Here is a 19826-nt window from a genome sequence, read left to right on the forward strand (position 1 = left end):
GTCCTTCGCCCCCGCTCCCCTCCCTGCTCCCGGCACGCAAGAAACCCCCGTCCGGAGGGGACGGGGGTCTCTTGTTTGTCTTGGAGAGCGGCTTTACAGCTTGCCGAATTCTTCCTTGACGGGCTTGTAGCTGTTGTCATCCTGGAACTCGTAGATGCCGATGTAGGCTTCCGTCGGGTCACCGGCGTCGGAGAACGTTACGGGGCCGGACTGGCCGTCGTAGTCGATGTCCTTGCCGTTACGGAGCAGGGTGACGCAGGAGGCGAAGTTGTTGCACTTCTCGCCGCCTTCAGAGACCGCCTTGAGCTGCTTGGCGATATCCACGCCCTTGGTGCTCTTGGCGGCTTCAGAAGCCAGTGCGATCAGGTTCACGGCGTCGTAGGACTCGCCTGCGTAGCTGTAGTCCTTGAGCGCCGGATCGATGGCGAGGAGCTTCTTCTTGAAGTCATCCTTGGCGAAGGTGCCCGGGATGGTGCCCTGGGCGCCCTTCAGGGTGCCTGCCTTGAAATCCTTGCTGTAGTCGGACATGTTGCCGTCCACCATGAAGATCTGGGTGGGCTTGATGCCCTTGCCCGTCATCAGCGGGACGATGCTCTTGGCCTGGTCGAAGGTGATCAGGGCGATGGCATCCGGCTTGGCCGCGAGGACCTTGTCCACCTGGCTGCTGAACTGGGAATCGCCTTCGTTGAAGAGCTCTTCCGCGACAACCTTGCCGCCGGCAGATTCAACGGCCGACTTGACGTTCTTTGCCAGACCCGTGCCGTAAGCGTCGTTCAATACGATCATGCCAACGGTCTGGGCGCCACAGGTGGCCATGTAGTTGCCGAGGACCTTGCCCTGCAGGACGTCCGACGGAGCGGTGCGCCAGTAGAGGCCCTTGTCGTCCCACGTGGTGAAGTCCGGCGAGGTGTTGGCCGGCGAGAACTGGATGACTCCGGCGCCGGTGATCTGGTTGATCACGGTCTTGGAAACACCCGAGGAGGCGGCACCGACAATGGCGCTGACACCCTGGCCCAGCAACGCGGTGGTGGACTGGGTGGCGATGTCCGTCTTGGTGTCGCCCGAGTCGCGGTGGATGACCTGGACCGGCTTGCCGAGGACGCCGCCGGCGTCGTTGATTTCCTTGATGCCAAGGTTCACGCCTGCGATTTCGGGCGGGCCGAGGAAGGCAAGGGAACCGGTGGTCGGCAGGAGCGAGCCGATCTTGAGCGGGGTATCCGTGGTGGTCGAGGACGCGGGCACGGAGCCTGCCGCGCTGGCCGAGCTGGTGGAGCCTCCGGTTGCGCTCGGGGCCGGGCAAGCGATGCCGGCGGCCTGGGCGGATGCCGAGCCGCTTGACGCCGGCGCGGTGGACGTACCGCCACAAGCCGTAGCCAGAAGGGCGACGCCGAGGCTAAGCACTGTGAGCTTAGCGATGCGCGGCGCCACCTGGGGGAGTGAAGTCATAGAGAAATCTCCTCGATCTAAAGGTGCGAACGGCCTTTGATGCGAAAGATCAGGTGTTCCTGATTTAGATTCAAGCTAATGCAATTTCCGCCCGAAAATAAGTGACTACGGTCACATCCTTATAACACTCGTTGCATAGAGGAAATCAGCGTGCGGGAAAAGCGCGGTGATTGGCTTGGGTGCGGCCCGGGAGGCCACGCCAGGCCCACCACCCCCGGCGCCCCAAGGCGCCTGCCGGGGCCGCGAGCAGCAATTGTGGCGCGCAGTGCGGCAATTATGAAGTGCCCCAGGTGGGACTCGAACCCACAACACGCGGATTTTAAGTCCGCTGCCTCTGCCAATTGGGCTACTGGGGCGCCCGGTCAATGGTATCCCGGCCACGGCTCCCTACGACGCCGCCGGCACCCCGTCGAAGGGCTCGGCGTAGCGGAACGTCCCGCTGACCCCGCCGGGCCAAAGCGCCAGCGGCAGCAGCTGGAAATGGTCGCCCCAGGACGGATCCGGCGCCTGCACGCCGAGCGAGGTGGAAGGCACGAAGCCAAACCTGGCGTAATACTCCGGGCTGCCGAGCAACGCAATGCCCCGCTCCCCCGCGGCATTCGCACGGTCGATGGTTTCCTTCATCAGCGCCGATCCGATTCCGTGCCGCTGCAGCCGCGGCACCACCCCGATCGGGCCCAGCCCCAGCAGCTCCAGCTCCCCCGCCCTGCCCCGGGTGCTGATGACATGGCCCACGATCTCACCATCCAGCTCGGCGACAATGCTGAAATCCGGCAGGTACTCCCCGCAATCGAAGAGCCGCCGCAGCAGGTCCACTTCCTCCGGCTCCCCTTCAACCGGCAGGCCCGTGACCGGCGAGATGGAGAAGGCCGCTGCGGTGAGGGCCAGGAGCGCCGGCCGGTCCTCGGGCTGTTCGCCGCGCAGGACCAGCTTCGGCACCGGCAACTGCCCGCCGCCGTTCGCGCTGCGGCTGTCCGCGGAGAGCTCGTGGAGCACCTCGAGGGCGCGTTCGGCATCGGCCACCGGAACGAGCAGGTGGTCGTGGTGGAATCCGGCCAGCACGTTGCAGCTGATCTTGGCCTCGGTCAGGGCGGCACTGACGGCAGCAGTAAGTCCGATCGCTTCGAGCGAGGAATGCACCTGCAGGGTGATCCAGGCCGCCACGAAGTCGTACTTGAGGCCCAGGGCATCGGCGTCGGCCCGCGGCAGCACCACGGTCAAACCCTCGGCCTCCCGGACCGCGGCCGCAATGTGGCCGGCCAGCGGTTTGCCGTGCGGCCACAGCGCATAGACGTACTCGCCTTCGCGCACCACCGGCCGCATGGTCGCCAGCAAGGTGTTCAGGTCCTTCTCAGCGGGAGTCATGGGCCCAGTCTAGGCAGGTCGGCCCGTCCCACGGCCAATCCGACCGGCAATCCAGGCGGTGCCGGCGGCGGCACCAACGACGACGGCGGCCGCTCCCCCGAAGGGGAACGGCCGCCGTCGTCGGCTTGCTGCCGGCTACTTGGAGTTGGCCGGGGCAGCTTCCTTCGCAGGCGCTTCGGCCGGCTTATCGGCGGCCGGAGCCGGAGCAGCCGCCGGCTTCGGAGCCGGCGTCGCCGCGGCCACGAAGGCCCCGCGCGGGTTGTCCAGGTCCATCAGCTGGGTGGTGTCGCGGCCCAGGAAGAGCTGCCAGAACCAACCGGAGATCACGCGGATCTTGCGCTCGACCGTCGGCATGGCCAGGCCGTGGTAGCCGCGGTGTGCGAGCCAGGCCAGCGGGCCCTTGAGGCCGATGCGGCCGACGAGGTTGATGTTGGCAACGCCCTTCCATTCGCCGAAGCCGGCGACGGCGCCCAGGTTCTTGTGCTTGTAGTCCTTGAGCTCCTTGTCCCAGCGGGAGGCCCACAGGTTCTTGGCAAGCCGCTTGGCCTGGCGCAGCGCGTGCTGGGCGTTCGGGACGCAGGTGCCGTCCGGCAGGCCGCTGCCGGTGAGGTCCGGCACGGCCGCGATGTCGCCGGCGGCCCAGGCATTTTCGATGATGCCTTCGTCGCCGGAGACGCGCAGGTCCGGGAGGACACGGACACGGCCGCGGGGTTCCAGCGGGAAGTCGGTGGAGCGGACCATCGGGTTGGCCTGCACGCCGGCAGTCCAGACCAGGGTGTCGGATTCGAATTCCTGGGCAGGGGTCTTGTCCGGCAGGTTGATGAGCTTCAGGGAGCCCTCGGCGTTGTCCAGCGAGGTGTTGAGCAGCACCTCGATGCCGCGGCTGCGCAGGTGCTCGACGACCCACTCGGCCTGCTTGGCCGTGACCTCGGGCATGATGCGGCCCATGGCCTCGACCAGGACGAAGCGGACTTCCTCCTGCTTGATGCGCGGGTTCTTCTTGACCGCGGCGCGGGCCAGGTCTTCCATTTCGGTGATGCACTCGATGCCGGCGAAGCCGCCGCCGACGACGACGAACGTCAGGGCGCGGGCGCGCTCGGCCGGGTCGGTCATCAGCGAGCCGGTTTCGATGCGCTCCAGGACACCGTTGCGCAGGGCGACGGCTTCCTCGATCGTCTTCAGGCCGATGCCCTTGTCCGCGAGGCCCTTGATCGGGAACGTGCGGGTGATCGCGCCGGCGGCCAGCACGACGTCGAAGTAGGGGATCTCGAAGTTCTCGCCGCCGTCAGCCGGCGCCACCACGGCCGTACGGTTGGCGTGGTCGATCGAGGTGACGCGGCCCTGGATCAGTTCGGTCTGCTTGAGGTGCTTGCGGTGCGAGACGACGGCGTGACGCGCCTCGATGTTTCCGCCGGCCACTTCCGGCAGGAAGGGCTGGTAAGTCATGTAGGGCAGCGGATCCACGACGGTGACGATGCCACCGGCATTCGCGATCTTTTTCTGCAGTTTGAGGGCTACGTACAGGCCGACGTACCCGCCGCCGACGACGAGTACCCTGGGACGGTCCTGGAGCTGAGGGGTGGATGCCATGGATCAAGAATACCGTAGTTTGTGAAAAACTTCACTAACTACTGCGGGGCCTAGTCTTGCACCGAATCCGGCGCCGCTGCCCCCGGGCCGCGGGGGCCCGCGGCGGTGCCTGGGTCGGTGCCCGGCACGGGTGCGGTGCCGGGCCCGCGGAGGGCACGGCGCAGCTGGATGGCGGCCCCGGCGATGATGCAGACGAAGAGCCCGCCGAAGCCGAGGACCACCATTGCCGGGACGGCGCTGTCGGCCGGCGACGGGGCCTCCGCGACGGGAAGGGTGGCTTCGGGCAGGGTCGGCGCCGCACTCGAGGGGCTGGGTTCGGCTGCCGGGGCGGGACTCACCGGGTTTCCCCGCCGGTGCACACGGATCCAATCGGAGATCGAACCCAGCGGATTGAGGGTGGTTTCCGGCACATCGGCCTTCAGTGCAGCCTCGGCGTTCAGCACGCCGAAGCCGTACAGCGGGTCCTTGCCCGGCAGCCCGGCATCCTTCGCGGTGCTGACAATCCGGTTAATAACCTGGCTGGCGGACATCTCCGGCCATTTCGAGCGGATCAGGGCAGCGACGCCGGCAACGATCGGGGTTGCGCCCGAAGTGCCCGCCCACTCGGCGTAGCCGCCGCCGGGCAGGCCGCCGACCAGGTCCTCGGCTGGTGCCGCCACGCCGATGCTGATGCCCTGGGACGAGGAGTCAATGCTGGCGACGCCCTTGCGGTTCAGGCCGGCCACCGTCAGCACGCCGGGGATGGTCGCCGGGGCGCCCACCTGGATGTTGCCGCCCACCCGGTTGCCGGCGGCGGCGACAATGACGACGTCCTTCTGCTCGGCGTAAAGGAACGCCGCGTCCCAGCTTTGCGGCCACTCCGGGGAGGTGCTGCCGAGCGAGATGTTGATGACCCGGGCGCCATTGTCGACGGCCCAGCGGACCGCGGCGGGGATCTGGTCCTGGTCGCTCTTTCCGCCCGGGTTAGCGGATCCGAGCCAGGTGGAGACGGAGAGGATCTCGGCTTCGGGGGCGACGCCGACGATCCCGTCGGGGCCTACTCCGGCTGTGGCTGAGGGCCGGGCCGTGGATTTTGTCGACTTTGCCGGCTGGTGTCCGCGGCCGGCGAGCATGGTCGCCACCAGAGTGCCGTGCTCGGGTTTGGCGCCGATGCTTTTCCTGCCGTCCGCGGCTCCGGCCCCGGACACGTCCGTGCCGCCGGTCAGCACGCCCTTGAGGTCCGGATGTTTGCCGTCCACGCCGCTGTCGATGACGGCGATCTTAACGTTGGCGCCCTTCGAGACGGCCCAGGCCTTCTTGATGCCGGACTCGGCGAGCCAGTACTCCTTGTCGCGGGTGCTGTCCGCGTGTGCAGCGGGGGCAGCCGACAGCGCTCCCGCGACGCTGCCGCCGGCAAGGGCCAGGGCCATCAACGCGGAGGCGGTCCGGCGGCGCCGGGCTGTTGCTCTGGTCATTCGGGTCCAATCGGCGGTGTGGCTGCGGCCGCGACCGTTCCGGGCGCGCGGCAGGGGTGGCGGCTGCTCCTGCCGGCGCTGCCGGACAGGGCCGGGAGTGGGTTGGTGCCGGCGCGGAGCTAGCTGATGCTCAGGGCAATACCGTCCAGAATATCGTGTTCGCTCGTCACGGCCGACGTGATGCGGCCCTCTGTGACGTCCGCCATGCGTTCGAGCACGCGCCGCCAGACCAGGCCGCCGGCGCCGATCACGTCCACCCGGCCCGGGTGCATGTAGGGCAGGGCGGCCCGGGCGTCCCGCGTCATTTCGAGCAGCGAGGTGCAGGCCTCCCGGGCAGTGTCCAGGCCAAGTTCGGTGCCGTGGATGGCGGCCGGCGAGTACTCGGTGAGCTTCAAGGCGTGGGCGGTGATTGTGGTCACTGACCCCGCGACGCCGACCACGGCGGTGGCGCGCTCCAGCGGCACCGTCAGCGCCGCGTGGCTGATGGCGGCGTCGACGTCGGCTTCCGCCGCGGCGATCTGTTCCGCCGTGGGCGGGTCGTCCTGCAAGTGCCGTTCGGTCATCCGGACGCAGCCCACATCGACCGATTTGGCGGCGATGACGCCGTCGGCGTCGCCCAGCACGAACTCCGTGCTGCCGCCGCCCAGATCCACCACCAGCACCGGGTCCTTGCCCCGCGAGGGCAGCACGCTGCTGGCGCCGGCGAAGGACAGGGCGGCTTCTTCGTCGCCGCTGATCACCTCGGGTTCGACGCCGAGCAGTTCCCGGACCCCGCCGATGAAGACCTGGCGGTTCCGGGCGTCCCGGGTTGCGGATGTTGCCACGAAACGGACCTTCCCGGCGCCGTGGCGGCGGATCAGCTCGGCGTAGTCACGGGTGGCCTCGAGGGTGCGGTCCAGCGCGTCCTGGGCGAATTCGCCGGTGGCGTCGACGCCTTGGCCGAGCCTGACGACGCGCATCTCGCGCACGACGTCGGTCAGCTTCGGCAGGGTATCGCCGCCCGCGGCGACATCTGCGATGAGCAGGCGGATGGAGTTGGTGCCGCAGTCGATCGCGGCCACGCGGCTCACTGCCCGGCTCCGGCGGCGGTATCCGCGCCGTTCTCGTCATGCCCGGTTCGGGACTTCCGCACCGGGGCCGGCCGGCCGACGATTTCGGGCAGACCCTGCGGACCGTGCCGGCTCAGGTCCTGGGAAGGGGCCTCTCCGCCGGTGTCCCACGCGCCGTCGCAGTGGCAACGGTCCGGGGTCCACCACTCGCTGATGCCGGCTACGGCCTCGTCGCCGAGCGGGTTGACTCCGGGACCGGCAGCGAGCGAGTGGCCCACCAGGACATGCAGGCACTTCACGCGGGTGGGCATGCCGCCTGCGGAGATCCCGTCGATCTCCGGGACGGCCCCGATGCCGGACCGGGCGCCGATCTCGGCGCGGGACTGCAGGTACGCCTCATGCGCGGCACGGTAGTCCGCCGCCAGCGCCTCGTCGGCACCGAGCCGTTCGTTCATCTCATTCATCAACCCGGCCGCCTCCAGCCTGGACACGGCCGAGGTGATGACCGGATGGGTCAGGTAGAAGGTGGTGGGGAACGGCGTCCCGTTGCTCAGCCGCGGCGAGGTGGCCGCCACCAGCGGGTTGCCGCAGACGCAGCGGGCAGGGATCTCGACGACGTCGCGCACCGGCCGCCCCAATTGCCGGCTGAGCACGTCAAGGTCGCGGGCCGACGGCTGGCGGGAATCCCCCGTCGCTGGGGTCCCTTCCATGGGGGTCGCGTCGATGGGGTTCCCGGTCCGGGGATCGTCCGCTCGGTTCTCGTCCACTGGCGCGGCACCTTCCTGCCCTGTTGGAATTACCGGGTTGCGGTAATCCGGCGGCGGGCGCCGCTCCTAGTCTGTTGCCGACCGCCTGATGGAGTCCCAAAGGGAATCCACCCACGGCAGATTGGCCGGGTCTGTGGCTGTTCCTGCTGCGGCGCCGGAACCGGACGTTGCGGCAGGAAGATCGCTGCCGTAAACCCAGTAGCCGGTTTCGCCGGGCATAACCATGTTAATGCGGTCACGGGCTTGTTGTTTCACGTAGTTCGGGTCCTGCCAGCGCGAGACCTCACGTTTGAGGTCCGTCTGCTTCGCCTGCTGGGCCGAAATTTCGGCCTCCAGGTCAGCTATTTCGGCGCGCTTTTCAAGGAAGATCCTGACCGTGGGCGCCAGCATGATCGTGATGGCGATCATCACGACGCCGAGTGCCAGCAGTCGTCCGGAGAAGGCCTTGGCCGGGACGGGATCGAGCCCGTCGGTTTGCCCGGGCTGTCCGGACTTCGTGCCGGCTCCGCTGCCCGCAGCCGGCGTGGCTGGCCCGGTCTCGCGTGCGCCGGCCTTTGCAGCTCCGGTCTTTGCAGCTCCCGTCCGGGCGGGCGCAGCGGCTCCGCCGACGGGGCCGGGTTTGCCGGTTCCCGGCGCTTCAGACGCCGGCCGTCCGGCGTCGTGGCCGGCTGGCCGGCCGGCGGGTTCGATGCCGTGCCGCGGACTGCCGAAATCAGCCCTGATGACGTCGCCGCCGTCGGCTTCCCCCCGGCCGGAGGCCGGAGACTTCGGGGCCGCAGCAGCGGCCCGGGGAACCTTGGGACGGCGGGTTGCCATGTCACTCCTTCAAACAGGCCAAACGAACCGGCCAAAACAGGCCGCCAAAAAAGAACGGGCCAAAACAGAACCGGTGGCCATGGTCTTTCCACCATAGCCACCGGTACCTGATTCTTGCGGGTACTAGCCCTTGAAACGCGGGAAGGCGCTGCGTCCGGCGTAGCGTGCGGCGTCGTCGAGTTCCTCTTCGATGCGCAGCAGCTGGTTGTACTTGGCGACGCGCTCGGAGCGGGCCGGGGCACCGGTCTTGATCTGGCCCGCGTTGGTGGCAACGGCGATGTCAGCGATGGTGGTGTCCTCGGTTTCGCCGGAGCGGTGCGAGGTGATGGTCGTGTAACCCGCGCGCTGGGCGAGGGATACGGCGTCGAGCGTCTCGGTCAGCGAACCGATCTGGTTGACCTTGACCAGCAGCGAGTTGGCGGTCTTCGAATCGATGCCGGTCTGGAGGCGCTCCGGGTTCGTGACGAACAGGTCATCGCCCACGATCTGGACCTTGTCGCCGATCGAGTCGGTGAGGGCCTTCCAGCCTTCCCAGTCGTTCTCGTCCAGCGGGTCCTCGATGGAGACCAGCGGGTAGTCCGCCACCAGCTCGGCGTAGTAGGCGCTCATCTCGGCGGAGCTGAGGGCCTTGCCTTCGAACTGGTACGCGCCGTCCTTGAAGAACTCGGAGGAGGCGACGTCGAGGGCCAGCGCGATGTCCTTGCCCGGGGTGTAGCCGGCGTTCTTGATGGCTTCCTGGATCAGGTCCAGGGCCGCGCGGTTGGACGGCAGGTTCGGGGCGAAGCCGCCCTCGTCACCCAGGCCGGTGGCCAGGCCCTTGGACTGCAGCACCGCCTTGAGCGCGTGGTAAACCTCGACGCCCCAGCGCAGGCCCTCGGAGAAGGTCTCGGCGCCGAGCGGGACAACCATGAACTCCTGGATGTCGACGTCGGAGTCGGCGTGCGAGCCGCCGTTGAGGATGTTCATCAGCGGCACCGGCAGGACGTGCGCGTTGGGCCCGCCCAGGTACTTGTAAAGCGGCAGGTCGGCCGAGGCGGCCGCGGCGTTGGCAACGGCGAGGGACACGCCCAGGATCGCGTTGGCACCGAGCTTGCCCTTGTTGGCCGTGCCGTCCAGGTCGATCATGGCCTGGTCGATGCTGCGCTGGTCGGTCGCGTCGAAGCCGATGAGGGCCGGGGCGATCTGGTCGATGACGGCGTCGACGGCCTTCTGGACGCCCTTGCCGAGGTAACGGCCCTTGTCGCCGTCGCGGAGTTCCACGGCCTCGTGTTCGCCGGTGGAGGCGCCGGAGGGAACTGCTGCGCGGCCGATCTGGCCGTCGGAGAGCAGGACTTCAACTTCTACGGTCGGGTTGCCGCGGGAATCGAGGATCTCGCGGGCGTGGATGGCATCGATAAGCGCCATGAATATGCTCCTTTGGGTGAAGCGATCTGCTGGGAATCTGACTGCTGGAAATCTAGCGGTGGATCAAGCTGGAAACCGACGTCCTCGTCGCCCCTAGCCTAGTCGAGAGTGGGATAAGTTACGGAAAGCTATCCAGTCCCCGGACGCGGTGCTCCCGCGCCGGTGCCGCCGGGCTCGCTGCCGGGCTGGCTCTCCTGGAAATGGCGGTTGACCGCGCGCAGGGCGCGTTCGGCGTCCAGGCCGTTGCGCCGGGCGGCCGCGACTATGCCGAACAGCAGCTCGCCAAGCTCCCGCTCGGTCGCCGGGGCGGGTGGTCCCGCGGCGGGTGCGGAGGCGGCGGCCACCGTCGCGGGCGCCGGCTCCAACGCAGTCGGCAGTCCGGCCCGTTCGGCCCGGTCCAGAAGCTTCTGCGCCCGGGCCAGCGCCGGCAGCGCGGCCGGGACGCCGTCGAAGGCGTGGCCCCGGCCGGGCTTTTCGGCTTTCTTGACCGCATCCCACTTCAGCACGATCTCCTGGACCGTGGCCGGGAAGGAGTCCTGCAGGGAGCCGTCGGCGCGGAAGACGTGCGGATTGCGCCGGACCATCTTGTCCCGCAGGCCGCGGGCGACGTCGTCGAAGTCGAAGGCGCCGCGCTCCTCGGCGAGCCGGGCATGCAGCACCACCTGCAGCAGGACATCGCCTAGTTCCGCCCGCAGCTCGGCGTCGCCGCCGTCTGACTCGATGGTTTCAGCCACCTCATAGGCCTCCTCGAGGAGGTATTCCACGAGGGATTCGTGGCTGAGGGCGCCCATCCAGGGGCAGTGGACGCGCAGCTCGGCGATGGTTCGCAACAAATCCCTGAGCGGCGCGTCCACCGGGTTGGAGTCCTTAGCCAAGGTCGGCGTAGGCCTCGTTGATGTATTCGACCAGGGCTTCCTTCTCCTCCAGCGGCAGGAACGCGGCTTCGGCTGCGTTCAGGGTCAGCTCGAGCAGGTCGTCCAGGTCGTAGTCGAACGTCTCCACGAGCAGTTCGAACTCGTCGGTGAGGGTCACGCCGCTCATCAGCCGGTTGTCCGTGTTGATCGTGACGTTGAAGCCCAGCTGGTAGAGCATGTCCACCGGGTGGCTTTCGATGCCCTCGCCGAAGCCGGCAATGGCGCCGGTCTGCAGGTTGGAGGACGGGCAGATCTCCAGTGCGATGCCGCGGTCCCGGACCCAGCTGGCGAGCTCGCCGAGGGTTACCAGGCCGATGTTGTCGTCGACCTCGTCGCTGTCGGCGTTGATATCGGAGACATCGTCGGCGTCGGCGGCGTCGGCCTCTTCGAACTCGACGGTGACGTCCTCGGCGATCCGAACGCCGTGGCCCAGGCGCAGGGCCCGGCCGTCAACGAGTGCGGACTGGATGCTCTCCAGGCCGGCGGCCTCGCCGGCGTGGATCGTGGCCGGGAAGTTGTGCTGGGCAAGGTAGGTGAAGGCGTCCTTGAAGCGGGAAGGCAGGAAGCCGTCCTCGGCGCCGGCGATGTCGAAGCCGACCGCACCCTTGTAGCGGTGCCGGACGGCCAGTTCGGCGATTTCCTGGCCGCGGTCGGCGTGGCGCATGGCGGTGATCAGCTGGCCGACCTGGATCTCGCGGCCGGTCTCGGCGACGGCGTCGACGCCTGCATCGAGGCCCGCCTGGACGGCCTCAACGACGTCGTCCAGCGACAGGCCCTGCTGCAGGTGCTGTTCCGGGGCCCAGCGCACTTCGCCGTACACGACGCCGTCGTCCGCGAGGTCTTCAACGAACTCCTTGGCGACGCGGAACAGGCCTTCCTTGGTCTGCATGACGGCGATGGTGTGGTCGAACGTCTCGAGGTAGCGGACCAGCGAACCGGAGTCGGCGGATTCGCGGAACCACTCCCCCAGCGCGACCGGGTCGGCGGAGGGCAGCGTGTGGCCGACCGCTTCGGCAAGTTCAATGATGGTGGCCGGACGCAGTCCGCCGTCCAGGTGGTCGTGAAGGGAAACCTTGGGAAGGCCCTTCAGGTCGAATTCGAGGTCAGGGGCAGCGTCAAGAATAGTCTCAGTCACGTTCCAACCATAGGGTCGGACGGCTCCCCGCGCTACTTGCGGGAAGCGTCGGTCTCCTTCGACCAGGCGGTCAGCGCCGGCTCGGACCCGGAAGCCGCGGCATCGTCCGCCGCGTCGGCCTCCGCGGCTTCCGGCTCGTCGTGCCGGCCCAGGCGCTTGTGCCACCAGCGCAGCAGGTGGTCAACGGCCACTCCGAGGACAATAGCGAAGACGACGGCGATCCCGGCGCTCAGGAGCGGGTTGTGGTGTAGCCAGGGGAAGGAACTGGCCAGAATGCCGATCCCGAGCGAGTAGATCACCCAGGTGACGCAGGCGAAGGCGTCCAGGAGGAAGAACCTGCGGTGCGGGAACCCGGTGGTGCCGGCGACGTAGTTGACGGCCACGCGGCCCCACGGGATGTACCGGGCGGTGAAGATCAGCACCGCGCCGCGCTTTTCCAGTTCGTAGCGGGCCCAGGCGAAGACCCGCTGGACCTTGGGCTTGCGCATCCAGCGGAACCGTTCGATGCCGATTTTGCGCCCCAGCAGGTAGGCCATGTTGTCGCCGGCGATGGCGCCGATGAGCGCCGTGAGGCCGAGAATCCACAGATTGGGCTGTCCGCTGTGCCGGGAGTACGCGGCGAGGGCGACAATCAGGGTCTCGCTGGGGACCACCATGGCGAAGCCGTCGACGAAGAAGAACACCAGCAGGAGGGGGTAGATCCACCACTGGCCTGCTGCATGGAGCACTGCCTCATTAATGAACTCCACGCGGGCTGTGCTCCTAGAAAACTGAAGGGGTGGGACGTACCCGGGACGGACATGAGTTACGGCTGGGCGCACACGGCACGGACGTGACGTGAATCGCACCTAAGTGTCCCACGGGCCGGGCGTCCTGCGCTACGCACCGCAGCGATGTTTCCGGCCGTGGCGCGGGCGTTCCCGGCACGGTCCTAACCGGCCGGCGGCGCGGGCCGGTCCGGGTCGTCCGGGACCAGCTCCCCCGGCGCACGGCCGCGAAGCCTGCTCAGGGTGAGGTCGACGGCGATGCCGAGGATGATCGCGCAGATGATCGCGATGGTGGCGCCGAGCAGGTGGTTGTCTTCGAACCATTGCCCGAAGAAAAGGCCGATTCCCACCGAATAGCCGGACCACAGCATCGCGGAAAGCACCGTCAGGGCGACAAAACGGGATTGCGCATAGTTGGTGGCGCCGGCGGTCAGGTTGACGGCCACCCGGCCGATCGGGACAAACCGGGCGACCATGATCAGCGACGCGGGCCGCTTCCGGAGCTCGCCGCCGGCCCAGAGGAAGGCCCGCTGCGCCCGGTATCCGCGCATCCACGCCCAGCGTCCGGTCCCGGTGGCCCGCCCGATAAGGTAGGCGATGTTGTCCCCGGAGAACGCCCCGGCGGCTGCCACGGCCACCAGCAGAAGCGGGTTGGGCACCTCGGCCGCCGCGGCGACGGCGGCCAGGCCCACCACCACCGATTCGCTGGGAACCGGGGGAAAGAACCCGTCGATCAGGCAGCACGCGAACACGAGGAACAGGACCCAGGGTTGGCCTGCGGCGGCCAGGATGAAGTCGTTGATTGCCTGCACGGTTTCCTAACGCACGGCGGTGCCCGGTTTCTCCCGGAATACTGTGGTGCCAGTGTACTGCCGGACCCGGCGCCGTTGCCCTATCATTTGGGGCTGCCAACCCCCCGGGGTTGGGGACCAGGAGTGATAGGGCAAGGCGGCAGCCGGAGCCTCAGGCGATGCGGTCGATGATGAGTTGCTGGGCCGGGCGGGAGCCCTCGGGGGCGATCACGGCGGCGTGCTCGAGCGCTTCCTTGGCACGTTCGAACTTCTCCGGGGTGTCCGTCAGCAGGGTCATCAGCGGCTCGCCGGCGCGGACCGTGGCGCCCGGCTTGGCGTGCATCCGCACCCCGGCGCCGGCCTGGACCTGGTCCTCCTTGCGGGCGCGGCCGGCGCCGAGGCGCCAGGCTGCGACGCCAACGGCCATGGCGTCGAGTTCCACCAGCACGCCGTCGGCCGGCGCGTAGATGGTCTCGGATTCCTTGGCCACCGGCAGTTTGGCGCGCGGATCGCCGCCCTGGGCCTCGATCATCCGGTTCCAGACGTCCATGGCGCGGCCGTCCCGAAGCGCGGCGCGCGGATCGGCATCGTGGACGCCGGCGCAGGCCAGCATCTCCTCGGCCAGCCGGACGGTGAGTTCGACGACGTCTTCGGGGCCTCCGCCGGCGAGGACCTCCACGGATTCCTCGACCTCGATCGCGTTGCCCGCGGTGAGGCCCAGGGGCGTGTTCATGTTGGTCAGCAGCGCCACCGTGTTGACCCCGGCGTCCTTGCCCAGCGCCACCATGGTCTCGGCCAGCTCGCGGGCACGCGCCTCGTCCTTCATGAACGCGCCGCTGCCCACCTTGACGTCCAGGACCAGCGATCCGGTGCCTTCGGCGATCTTCTTGCTCATGATCGAGGAGGCGATCAGCGGGATGGCCTCGACCGTGCCGGTGACGTCACGCAGGGCGTAGAGCTTCTTGTCCGCCGGGGCCAGGCCGGCGCCGGCGGCGCAGATGACGGCCCCCACGTCCTGCAGCTGGGCCAGCATCTCCTCGTTGCTCAACGCCGCGCGCCAGCCGGGGATGGACTCGAGCTTGTCCAGGGTGCCGCCGGTGTGGCCGAGGCCGCGGCCGGAGAGCTGCGGAACGGCGACGCCGAACACGGCCACGAGGGGTGCCAGCGGAAGGGTGATCTTGTCCCCCACCCCGCCGGTGGAGTGCTTGTCCGAGGTGGCTTTCACGCCGCCGTCGGGCCGGCGCAGGCTGGAGAAGTCCATCCGCTCGCCGGAGGCGATCATCGCCGCGGTCCAGCGGGAGATCTCCGCGCGGTCCATTCCGTTGAGCAGGATGGCCATGTTCAGCGCGGCCATCTGCTCATCGGCGATGGCGCCGCGCGTGTAGGCGTCGATCGTCCAGTCGATCTGGGCGGCGCTGAGCACGCCCTTGTCGCGCTTGATGCGGATGATGTCGACGGCGTCGAAGGCTTCAGTGCCGCTGGCAGTGGTGCTGGTGGTCTGTGTCACCGGGTTTCCTCCAGGTGTTGGGGGCCAAATGCGTCGGGAAGCACCTGGTCCATCGTCTTGATGCCCTGTGTGGTCATGAGTTCCATGTCCGGGGCCCGGAATTCGTAGAGCAGCTGCCGGCAGCGCCCGCACGGCATCAGCACGTTGCCGTCCGCGTCCACGCAGTAGAAGGCGCGCAGCAGGCCGCCGCCGGTCATGTGCAGGCTGCCGACCAGCGCGCACTCGGCGCACAGCGTGAGCCCGTAGCTGGCGTTTTCGACGTTGCAGCCGCTGACGATCCGGCCGTCCGCGGTGAGGGCCGCTGCCCCCACCGCGAACTTCGAATACGGCGCATAGGCGTTCTTCATCGCCGCGACCGCGGCGGCCTCGAGGGCTGCCCAGTCCACGCCGGCGGCCGGGACCGCTGCCGGGTTGCCGTTCCCGCTAATGTGATCAGCCATGGTCAGCCCTTCACGTACGGGATGCCGCTGGCCGCCGGCGGCCGGGAGCGTCCGACGAGCCCGGCCACGGCGAGCACCGTCACGAGGTACGGCAGCATCGCCATGAACTGGCTCGGAACCGGGGTGCCGATGATCGTCACGATGCTTTGCAGGTTGTCGGCGAAGCCGAACAGCAGCGCCGCGAAGAATGCGCCGATCGGGTTCCAACGGCCGAAGATCAGTGCGGCCAGGGCGATGAAGCCGCGTCCGCCGGAGATTTCCTTGGTGAAGCTGTCGATCGCCACGAGGGTGAAGAAGGAACCGCCGATGCCGGCGATGGCGCCGCCGAGGGTGACGTTCCAGAAGCGGGTGGCGTTGACCTTGATGCCCATGGTGTCGGCTGCCTGCGGGTGTTCGCCGACGGCGCGGACGCGCAGGCCCCACTTGGTCTTGAACAGCCCTACCCAGACCACGATCACGGCGATGTACATCAGGTAGCCGATCAAGGACTGCTTGAACAGGATCGGGCCGATCAGCGGGATGTCGCCCAGGACCGGGATGGTGATCGGGTCCAGGTGCGCGGGAGAGTTGAACTTGTCCTTGTCCGCCTGCATGACCGTGCTGAACAGGAAGCCGGTGACGCCGGAGACGAGGACGTTGAGCACGACGCCGACGATGATCTGGTTGACCACGTACTTGATGCTGAACAGGGCCAGGATCATGGAGACGAGGGCCCCGGCGATGGCCGCCGCGAGCAGGCCCAGGAAGGGGTTGTGCGTCAGGGTGGCGATGATCGCGGCCGTGAAGGCGCCGCCCAGGAGCTGGCCTTCGATCGCGATGTTCACGACGCCGACGCGTTCGCAGAGCACGCCGGACAGGGAGCCGAAGACCAGCGGCACGGCCAGGGTCACGGACCCTGCGATCAGCCCGGCGAGGGAAATGCTGGTGGTGCGGGCCCCGCCGACCACCCAGATCAGGAACGCGGCGACAAACAGCGCGATGAAGGCGATCGTGACCCAGGCCGGGACCTTGCGGTTCCGGGTCTTGAGGAACACGGCATAGCCGGCCAGCGCCAGCATGATCACCGAGAGAACGATGCCGCCGAGGAAGGCCTGAACCTCCAGGGCCGGCAGCTGGAAGAAGTCGCTCCCGGTGGAGATTCCGAACTTGGCGGTCTGGTGCGGCCCCATCAGTCCGAAGAAGACGAACGCCACGATGGCCAGCACCAGCAGGGTGACCGGGAGCTTCCAGGTCACGGGCTTGGCGGTCACGGCCGTGTGGTGGTGCTTGGCCGCGGGAGCTCCCCCGTCCAGGGGTGCAGGCTGCGGCTTCCCCGGCTGGGGCGACGTTGCTGTTGTGCTCATGCTGCTACTCCGGTGGTTGCTGCCGTCTTGGACTTGTTGGCCTTGACGGCCTTCTTCTTGCGCGGGTTCAGGCCGAACACCGCCCGCACCAGCGGCGGGGCGGCGATGAAGAGCACGATCAGCGACTGGACCACCAGCACGATGTCGATCGGGGTTCCGGTCTGGATCTGCATCTGGACGGCCCCGGCGCGGAAGGCGCCGAAGAGCAGGCCTGCGGCGAAGGTGCCCCACGGCGTCGAGCGTCCCAGCAGCGCAACCGTGATGGCGTCAAAGCCGTAGGTGGCCGCGACGCCGTCGGTGAGGACCTTTTCGGTGCCGGCCACCTGGGCGACGCCGGACATGCCGGCGAGGGCGCCCGCGATGGCCATCACCAGGATGGTGGCGCGCGGGACGTTGATGCCGGCGGTCAGGGCGGCCTTCGGGTTGGCGCCGACGGCCCGGAATTCGAAGCCGATCGTGGAGCGGTTCAGCACCCACCAGACGAAGACGGTCGCCGCGATGGCCAGGATGAAGCCCAGGTGCAGCCGGTACTGGGTGCCCAAAATCTGCGGGTAGACGGCACTGGGGTCCAGGATCGGGGAAATCGGGTTGGTCTCGCCCGGCCGCTGGAACGCGGGGGTGTTGAGCAGGTAGCGCAGGAAGTACAGCGCGATGTAGTTGAACATGATCGTCAGGATCACCTCGTGGGCGCCGGTGCGGGCCTTGAGGAAGCCGACCAGGCCGGCCCAGAGGGCGCCGCCGAGGATGCCGGCCACGAGGACCAGCAGCAGGTGCAGGCCCATCGGCAGGTGCAGGGCGAAGCCGACCCACGAGGCGAGGATGCCGGCCATGATGATCTGGCCCTGAGCACCGATGTTGAAGAGTCCGGCGCGGAAGGCCAGGGCGACGCCGAGGCCGGCGGTGATCAGCGGGGTGGCGATGGTGAGGGTTTCCATCAGCGGGGCGAACTGCCCGGCCGCGCCGGTGCCGCGGGGGTTGAACACGGAGCCCTGGAAGAGCGCCACGTAGGAGCGGGTGGCGGCAGACCAGACGGCGGAGAAGAAGTCGCTGGGCCGGGCGAAGAGGTAGCCCGCGCTCGCGCTGACGGCCTTGTCCGTGCTGGCGATCAGCAGGCCGCCGAGGATCAGCGCGAGCAGCACGGCCAGCACGGAGACCATGCCGCTTCCGGTGAAGATTTTGCGCATGAGCGAGTCGGGGCCGCCGGGGACGATGCCGCTCTGGCCCGAGACCGGGACGGCCGAGGGGCGCATTGCCCCGCCAGCGGTGTCCAGCGAGGTGGCGGTGGTGGCGTCCGTGGCGTCGGGGGTTTCGGCGGTTTCGACGTCGGGGGTGTTCGGCGTCGCGGTTGGCTGGGCTGCGGTTCCCGCGGTTTTCGCCGGATCGGATTCAGCCGCGTGGCGTGGCCGGTTGGTTTCAGTCATGGTGCTCTCCTACGGCGCCGGAGGTGGACTCCTGTGCGGGCTGGGCGGCGGCGGCCGGGGCGGCGGCTGCGGTTGCCGGGGTCTTGGTGCTGTCGGCGTGGGCCTCGTCGGGCGACAGGCCGGCCATCATGAGGCCCAGGACGTCACGTCCGGTGCCGGCCGGGACGATGCCCACCAGCCTGCCCTTGTAAAGCACGGCGATCCGGTCCGCCAGCTCGATCACTTCGTCGAGTTCGGTGGAGACGATCATCACGGGGGTGCCGTGGTCGCGTTCCGCTACGATCCGCTTGTGCAGGAACTCGATGGAGCCGACGTCGACGCCGCGGGTCGGCTGGGACGCGATAAAGAGGCGCAGCGGGCGCGACAGCTCGCGAGCCATGACCACCTTCTGCTGGTTGCCGCCGGACAGGGTGCCCGCGGCGAGCGAGCCGGACGGGGTGCGCACGTCGAACTCGTCGATCCGGGTCTTCGCGTTTTCCAGCACCTTCGCCGGGCTCATGCTGATGCCCTTCGCGAACGGTTCCTGGTCGTAGCGGTCCAGGATCAGGTTCTCGGCGATCGAGAACGTTCCGATCAGACCGTCCACCGAGCGGTCCTCGGGCACGAAGCCGACGCCGGCCTTCAGCACGTCCTTGACGCTGCGGCCCACCAACTCCTCGCCGTCGAGCAGGATGGAGCCGTGGACCCGGTCCTGCAGGCCGAGGATCGCCTCGGTCAGCTCGGTCTGCCCGTTGCCCTGCACGCCGGCGACGGCCAGGATCTCGCCGCGGGCAATGTCGAAGCTGATCCCGTCCACGACGTGCTGGCCGCTCGGTGCGATCACGGTGAGGTCCTTGACCTGGAACGTGGTCTCCTGCGGCCGGGCCGGGGCCTTGTCCAGGGTCAGGTTGACTGCCCGGCCCACCATCATGGAGGCGAGTTCCGTCGTCGAGGCCGTGGGGCTGGCCGTGCCGACGACCTTGCCGCGCCGGATCACCGTGATGGTGTCCGAGACGGCCTTGACCTCGCGCAGCTTGTGCGAGATGAAGACGATCGAGGTGCCGTGGCTCTTGAGCTGGCGCATGATGTCCAGCAGCTCGTCGGTGTCCTGCGGGGTCAGCACGGCGGTGGGCTCGTCGAGGATGAGCACCTTGGCGTCGCGGACCAGGGCCTTGATGATCTCCACGCGCTGCTGGACGCCGACCGGCAGGTCCTCGATCAGGGCGTCGGGGTCGACGTCGAAGCCGTACCGGTCGGAGATCTCCTGGATCTTCCGGCGGGTGTCATCGAGATTGAGGAAGCCGCCGGCCTTGGTGGTTTCCGCCCCGAGGGCCACGTTTTCGGCGACCGTGAAGACCGGGACCAGCATGAAGTGTTGGTGCACCATGCCGATGCCTGCCGCCATCGCGTCCCCCGGGCCGCGGAAGCTGACGGGTTTGTCGTCGATGAGGATTTCGCCCTCGGTGGGTTCGTAGAGCCCGTAGAGGACGTTCATCAGTGTGGACTTGCCGGCGCCGTTCTCGCCGAGCAGACAGTGGATCTGCCCGGGTTCAACGACCACGTCAATGTGGTCGTTGGCTACCAGGGAGCCGAAGCGTTTGGTGATCCCCTTGAGTTCAAGTTTCAAAACTCTGACCA

The 19826-nt window shown here is 68.3% G+C and carries 17 protein-coding genes and 1 tRNA gene; all 18 read right to left on the bottom strand.

The genetic code is table 11. From position 1 onward, the window contains the following. Window positions 1-93 precede the first annotated feature (93 nt). Window positions 94-1446 carry an ABC transporter substrate-binding protein gene (locus AC1DBD_RS11925; RefSeq protein ID WP_441418498.1) on the bottom strand — a complete coding sequence of 451 codons (1353 nt, stop codon included), beginning with the start codon at window positions 1444-1446 and terminating at the stop codon, window positions 94-96. A 282-nt stretch (window positions 1447-1728) separates the two neighbouring features. After that, a tRNA-Leu gene (locus AC1DBD_RS11930) sits at window positions 1729-1802 on the bottom strand. Window positions 1803-1833: 31 nt separating this feature from the next. Continuing rightward, the gene (locus AC1DBD_RS11935) at window positions 1834-2811 is read right to left on the bottom strand and encodes an N-acetyltransferase (RefSeq protein ID WP_441418499.1); all 978 of its coding nucleotides are present in this window, start codon (window positions 2809-2811) and stop codon (window positions 1834-1836) included. 135 nt (window positions 2812-2946) lie between these two features. Next, window positions 2947-4401, bottom strand: coding sequence for an NAD(P)/FAD-dependent oxidoreductase (locus tag AC1DBD_RS11940; protein ID WP_441418500.1), 1455 nt, complete (start codon window positions 4399-4401; stop codon window positions 2947-2949). 50 nt (window positions 4402-4451) lie between these two features. Continuing rightward, window positions 4452-5855, bottom strand: coding sequence for a S8 family serine peptidase (locus AC1DBD_RS11945; protein WP_476982179.1), 1404 nt, complete (start codon window positions 5853-5855; stop codon window positions 4452-4454). Between the two features lie 119 nt (window positions 5856-5974). Then, window positions 5975-6925 (bottom strand): Ppx/GppA phosphatase family protein, encoded by a 951-nt coding sequence (locus tag AC1DBD_RS11950; RefSeq protein WP_476982180.1) that lies wholly within the window; start codon window positions 6923-6925, stop codon window positions 5975-5977. Further along, complete coding sequence (locus AC1DBD_RS11955) at window positions 6922-7614, bottom strand: DUF501 domain-containing protein (protein ID WP_476982205.1); 693 nt, start codon at window positions 7612-7614, stop codon at window positions 6922-6924. The genes AC1DBD_RS11950 and AC1DBD_RS11955 overlap by 4 nt, the downstream gene beginning before the upstream one ends. Window positions 7615-7737: 123 nt before the next feature. Continuing rightward, window positions 7738-8487, bottom strand: a complete 750-nt coding sequence (locus AC1DBD_RS11960; protein ID WP_476982181.1) for an FtsB family cell division protein — start codon at window positions 8485-8487, stop codon at window positions 7738-7740. Window positions 8488-8610: 123 nt separating this feature from the next. Continuing rightward, window positions 8611-9891 carry a phosphopyruvate hydratase gene (eno, locus tag AC1DBD_RS11965; protein ID WP_441418504.1) on the bottom strand — a complete coding sequence of 427 codons (1281 nt, stop codon included), beginning with the start codon at window positions 9889-9891 and terminating at the stop codon, window positions 8611-8613. A 128-nt stretch (window positions 9892-10019) separates the two neighbouring features. Further along, complete coding sequence (locus tag AC1DBD_RS11970; RefSeq protein ID WP_476982206.1) at window positions 10020-10682, bottom strand: MazG nucleotide pyrophosphohydrolase domain-containing protein; 663 nt, start codon at window positions 10680-10682, stop codon at window positions 10020-10022. 76 nt (window positions 10683-10758) lie between these two features. Further along, complete coding sequence (locus AC1DBD_RS11975; protein WP_476982182.1) at window positions 10759-11940, bottom strand: adenosine deaminase; 1182 nt, start codon at window positions 11938-11940, stop codon at window positions 10759-10761. Window positions 11941-11972: 32 nt separating this feature from the next. Beyond that, entirely contained in the window at window positions 11973-12689 is a 717-nt protein-coding gene (locus AC1DBD_RS11980; RefSeq protein WP_441418506.1) for a DedA family protein, read from the bottom strand. Window positions 12690-12871: 182 nt separating this feature from the next. Continuing rightward, window positions 12872-13519, bottom strand: a complete 648-nt coding sequence (locus AC1DBD_RS11985; protein ID WP_476982183.1) for a DedA family protein — start codon at window positions 13517-13519, stop codon at window positions 12872-12874. A gap of 151 nt (window positions 13520-13670) precedes the next feature. Next, window positions 13671-15005: a thymidine phosphorylase gene (locus AC1DBD_RS11990; RefSeq protein WP_476893265.1), complete on the bottom strand. Its 1335-nt coding sequence runs from the start codon at window positions 15003-15005 to the stop codon at window positions 13671-13673. After that, window positions 15002-15445, bottom strand: a complete 444-nt coding sequence (locus AC1DBD_RS11995) for a cytidine deaminase (protein WP_476926104.1) — start codon at window positions 15443-15445, stop codon at window positions 15002-15004. The genes AC1DBD_RS11990 and AC1DBD_RS11995 overlap by 4 nt, the downstream gene beginning before the upstream one ends. 2 nt (window positions 15446-15447) lie before the next feature. Continuing rightward, the gene (locus AC1DBD_RS12000) at window positions 15448-16788 is read right to left on the bottom strand and encodes an ABC transporter permease (protein ID WP_476982184.1); all 1341 of its coding nucleotides are present in this window, start codon (window positions 16786-16788) and stop codon (window positions 15448-15450) included. Next, the gene (locus AC1DBD_RS12005) at window positions 16785-18209 is read right to left on the bottom strand and encodes an ABC transporter permease (protein WP_476982185.1); all 1425 of its coding nucleotides are present in this window, start codon (window positions 18207-18209) and stop codon (window positions 16785-16787) included. The genes AC1DBD_RS12000 and AC1DBD_RS12005 overlap by 4 nt, the downstream gene beginning before the upstream one ends. Then, window positions 18202-19815, bottom strand: coding sequence for an ABC transporter ATP-binding protein (locus AC1DBD_RS12010; protein ID WP_476917644.1), 1614 nt, complete (start codon window positions 19813-19815; stop codon window positions 18202-18204). The genes AC1DBD_RS12005 and AC1DBD_RS12010 overlap by 8 nt, the downstream gene beginning before the upstream one ends. Between the last annotated feature and the right edge of the window lie 11 nt (window positions 19816-19826).

Source organism: Arthrobacter sp. 10T419, assembly GCF_056394105.1.

Excerpts from the sequence above, each read along its gene's own strand:
- AC1DBD_RS11925 (WP_441418498.1), bottom strand. The coding sequence starts at position 1,446 with ATGACTTCACTCCCCCAGGTGGCGCCGCGCATCGCTAAGCTCACAGTG.
- AC1DBD_RS11935 (WP_441418499.1), bottom strand. The coding sequence starts at position 2,811 with ATGACTCCCGCTGAGAAGGACCTGAACACCTTGCTGGCGACCATGCGG.
- AC1DBD_RS11940 (WP_441418500.1), bottom strand. The coding sequence starts at position 4,401 with ATGGCATCCACCCCTCAGCTCCAGGACCGTCCCAGGGTACTCGTCGTC.
- AC1DBD_RS11945 (WP_476982179.1), bottom strand. The coding sequence starts at position 5,855 with ATGACCAGAGCAACAGCCCGGCGCCGCCGGACCGCCTCCGCGTTGATG.
- AC1DBD_RS11955 (WP_476982205.1), bottom strand. The coding sequence starts at position 7,614 with ATGGAAGGGACCCCAGCGACGGGGGATTCCCGCCAGCCGTCGGCCCGC.
- AC1DBD_RS11960 (WP_476982181.1), bottom strand. The coding sequence starts at position 8,487 with ATGGCAACCCGCCGTCCCAAGGTTCCCCGGGCCGCTGCTGCGGCCCCG.
- eno (WP_441418504.1), bottom strand. The coding sequence starts at position 9,891 with ATGGCGCTTATCGATGCCATCCACGCCCGCGAGATCCTCGATTCCCGC.
- AC1DBD_RS11970 (WP_476982206.1), bottom strand. The coding sequence starts at position 10,682 with ATGGGCGCCCTCAGCCACGAATCCCTCGTGGAATACCTCCTCGAGGAG.
- AC1DBD_RS11995 (WP_476926104.1), bottom strand. The coding sequence starts at position 15,445 with ATGGCTGATCACATTAGCGGGAACGGCAACCCGGCAGCGGTCCCGGCC.
- AC1DBD_RS12000 (WP_476982184.1), bottom strand. The coding sequence starts at position 16,788 with ATGAGCACAACAGCAACGTCGCCCCAGCCGGGGAAGCCGCAGCCTGCA.
- AC1DBD_RS12005 (WP_476982185.1), bottom strand. The coding sequence starts at position 18,209 with ATGACTGAAACCAACCGGCCACGCCACGCGGCTGAATCCGATCCGGCG.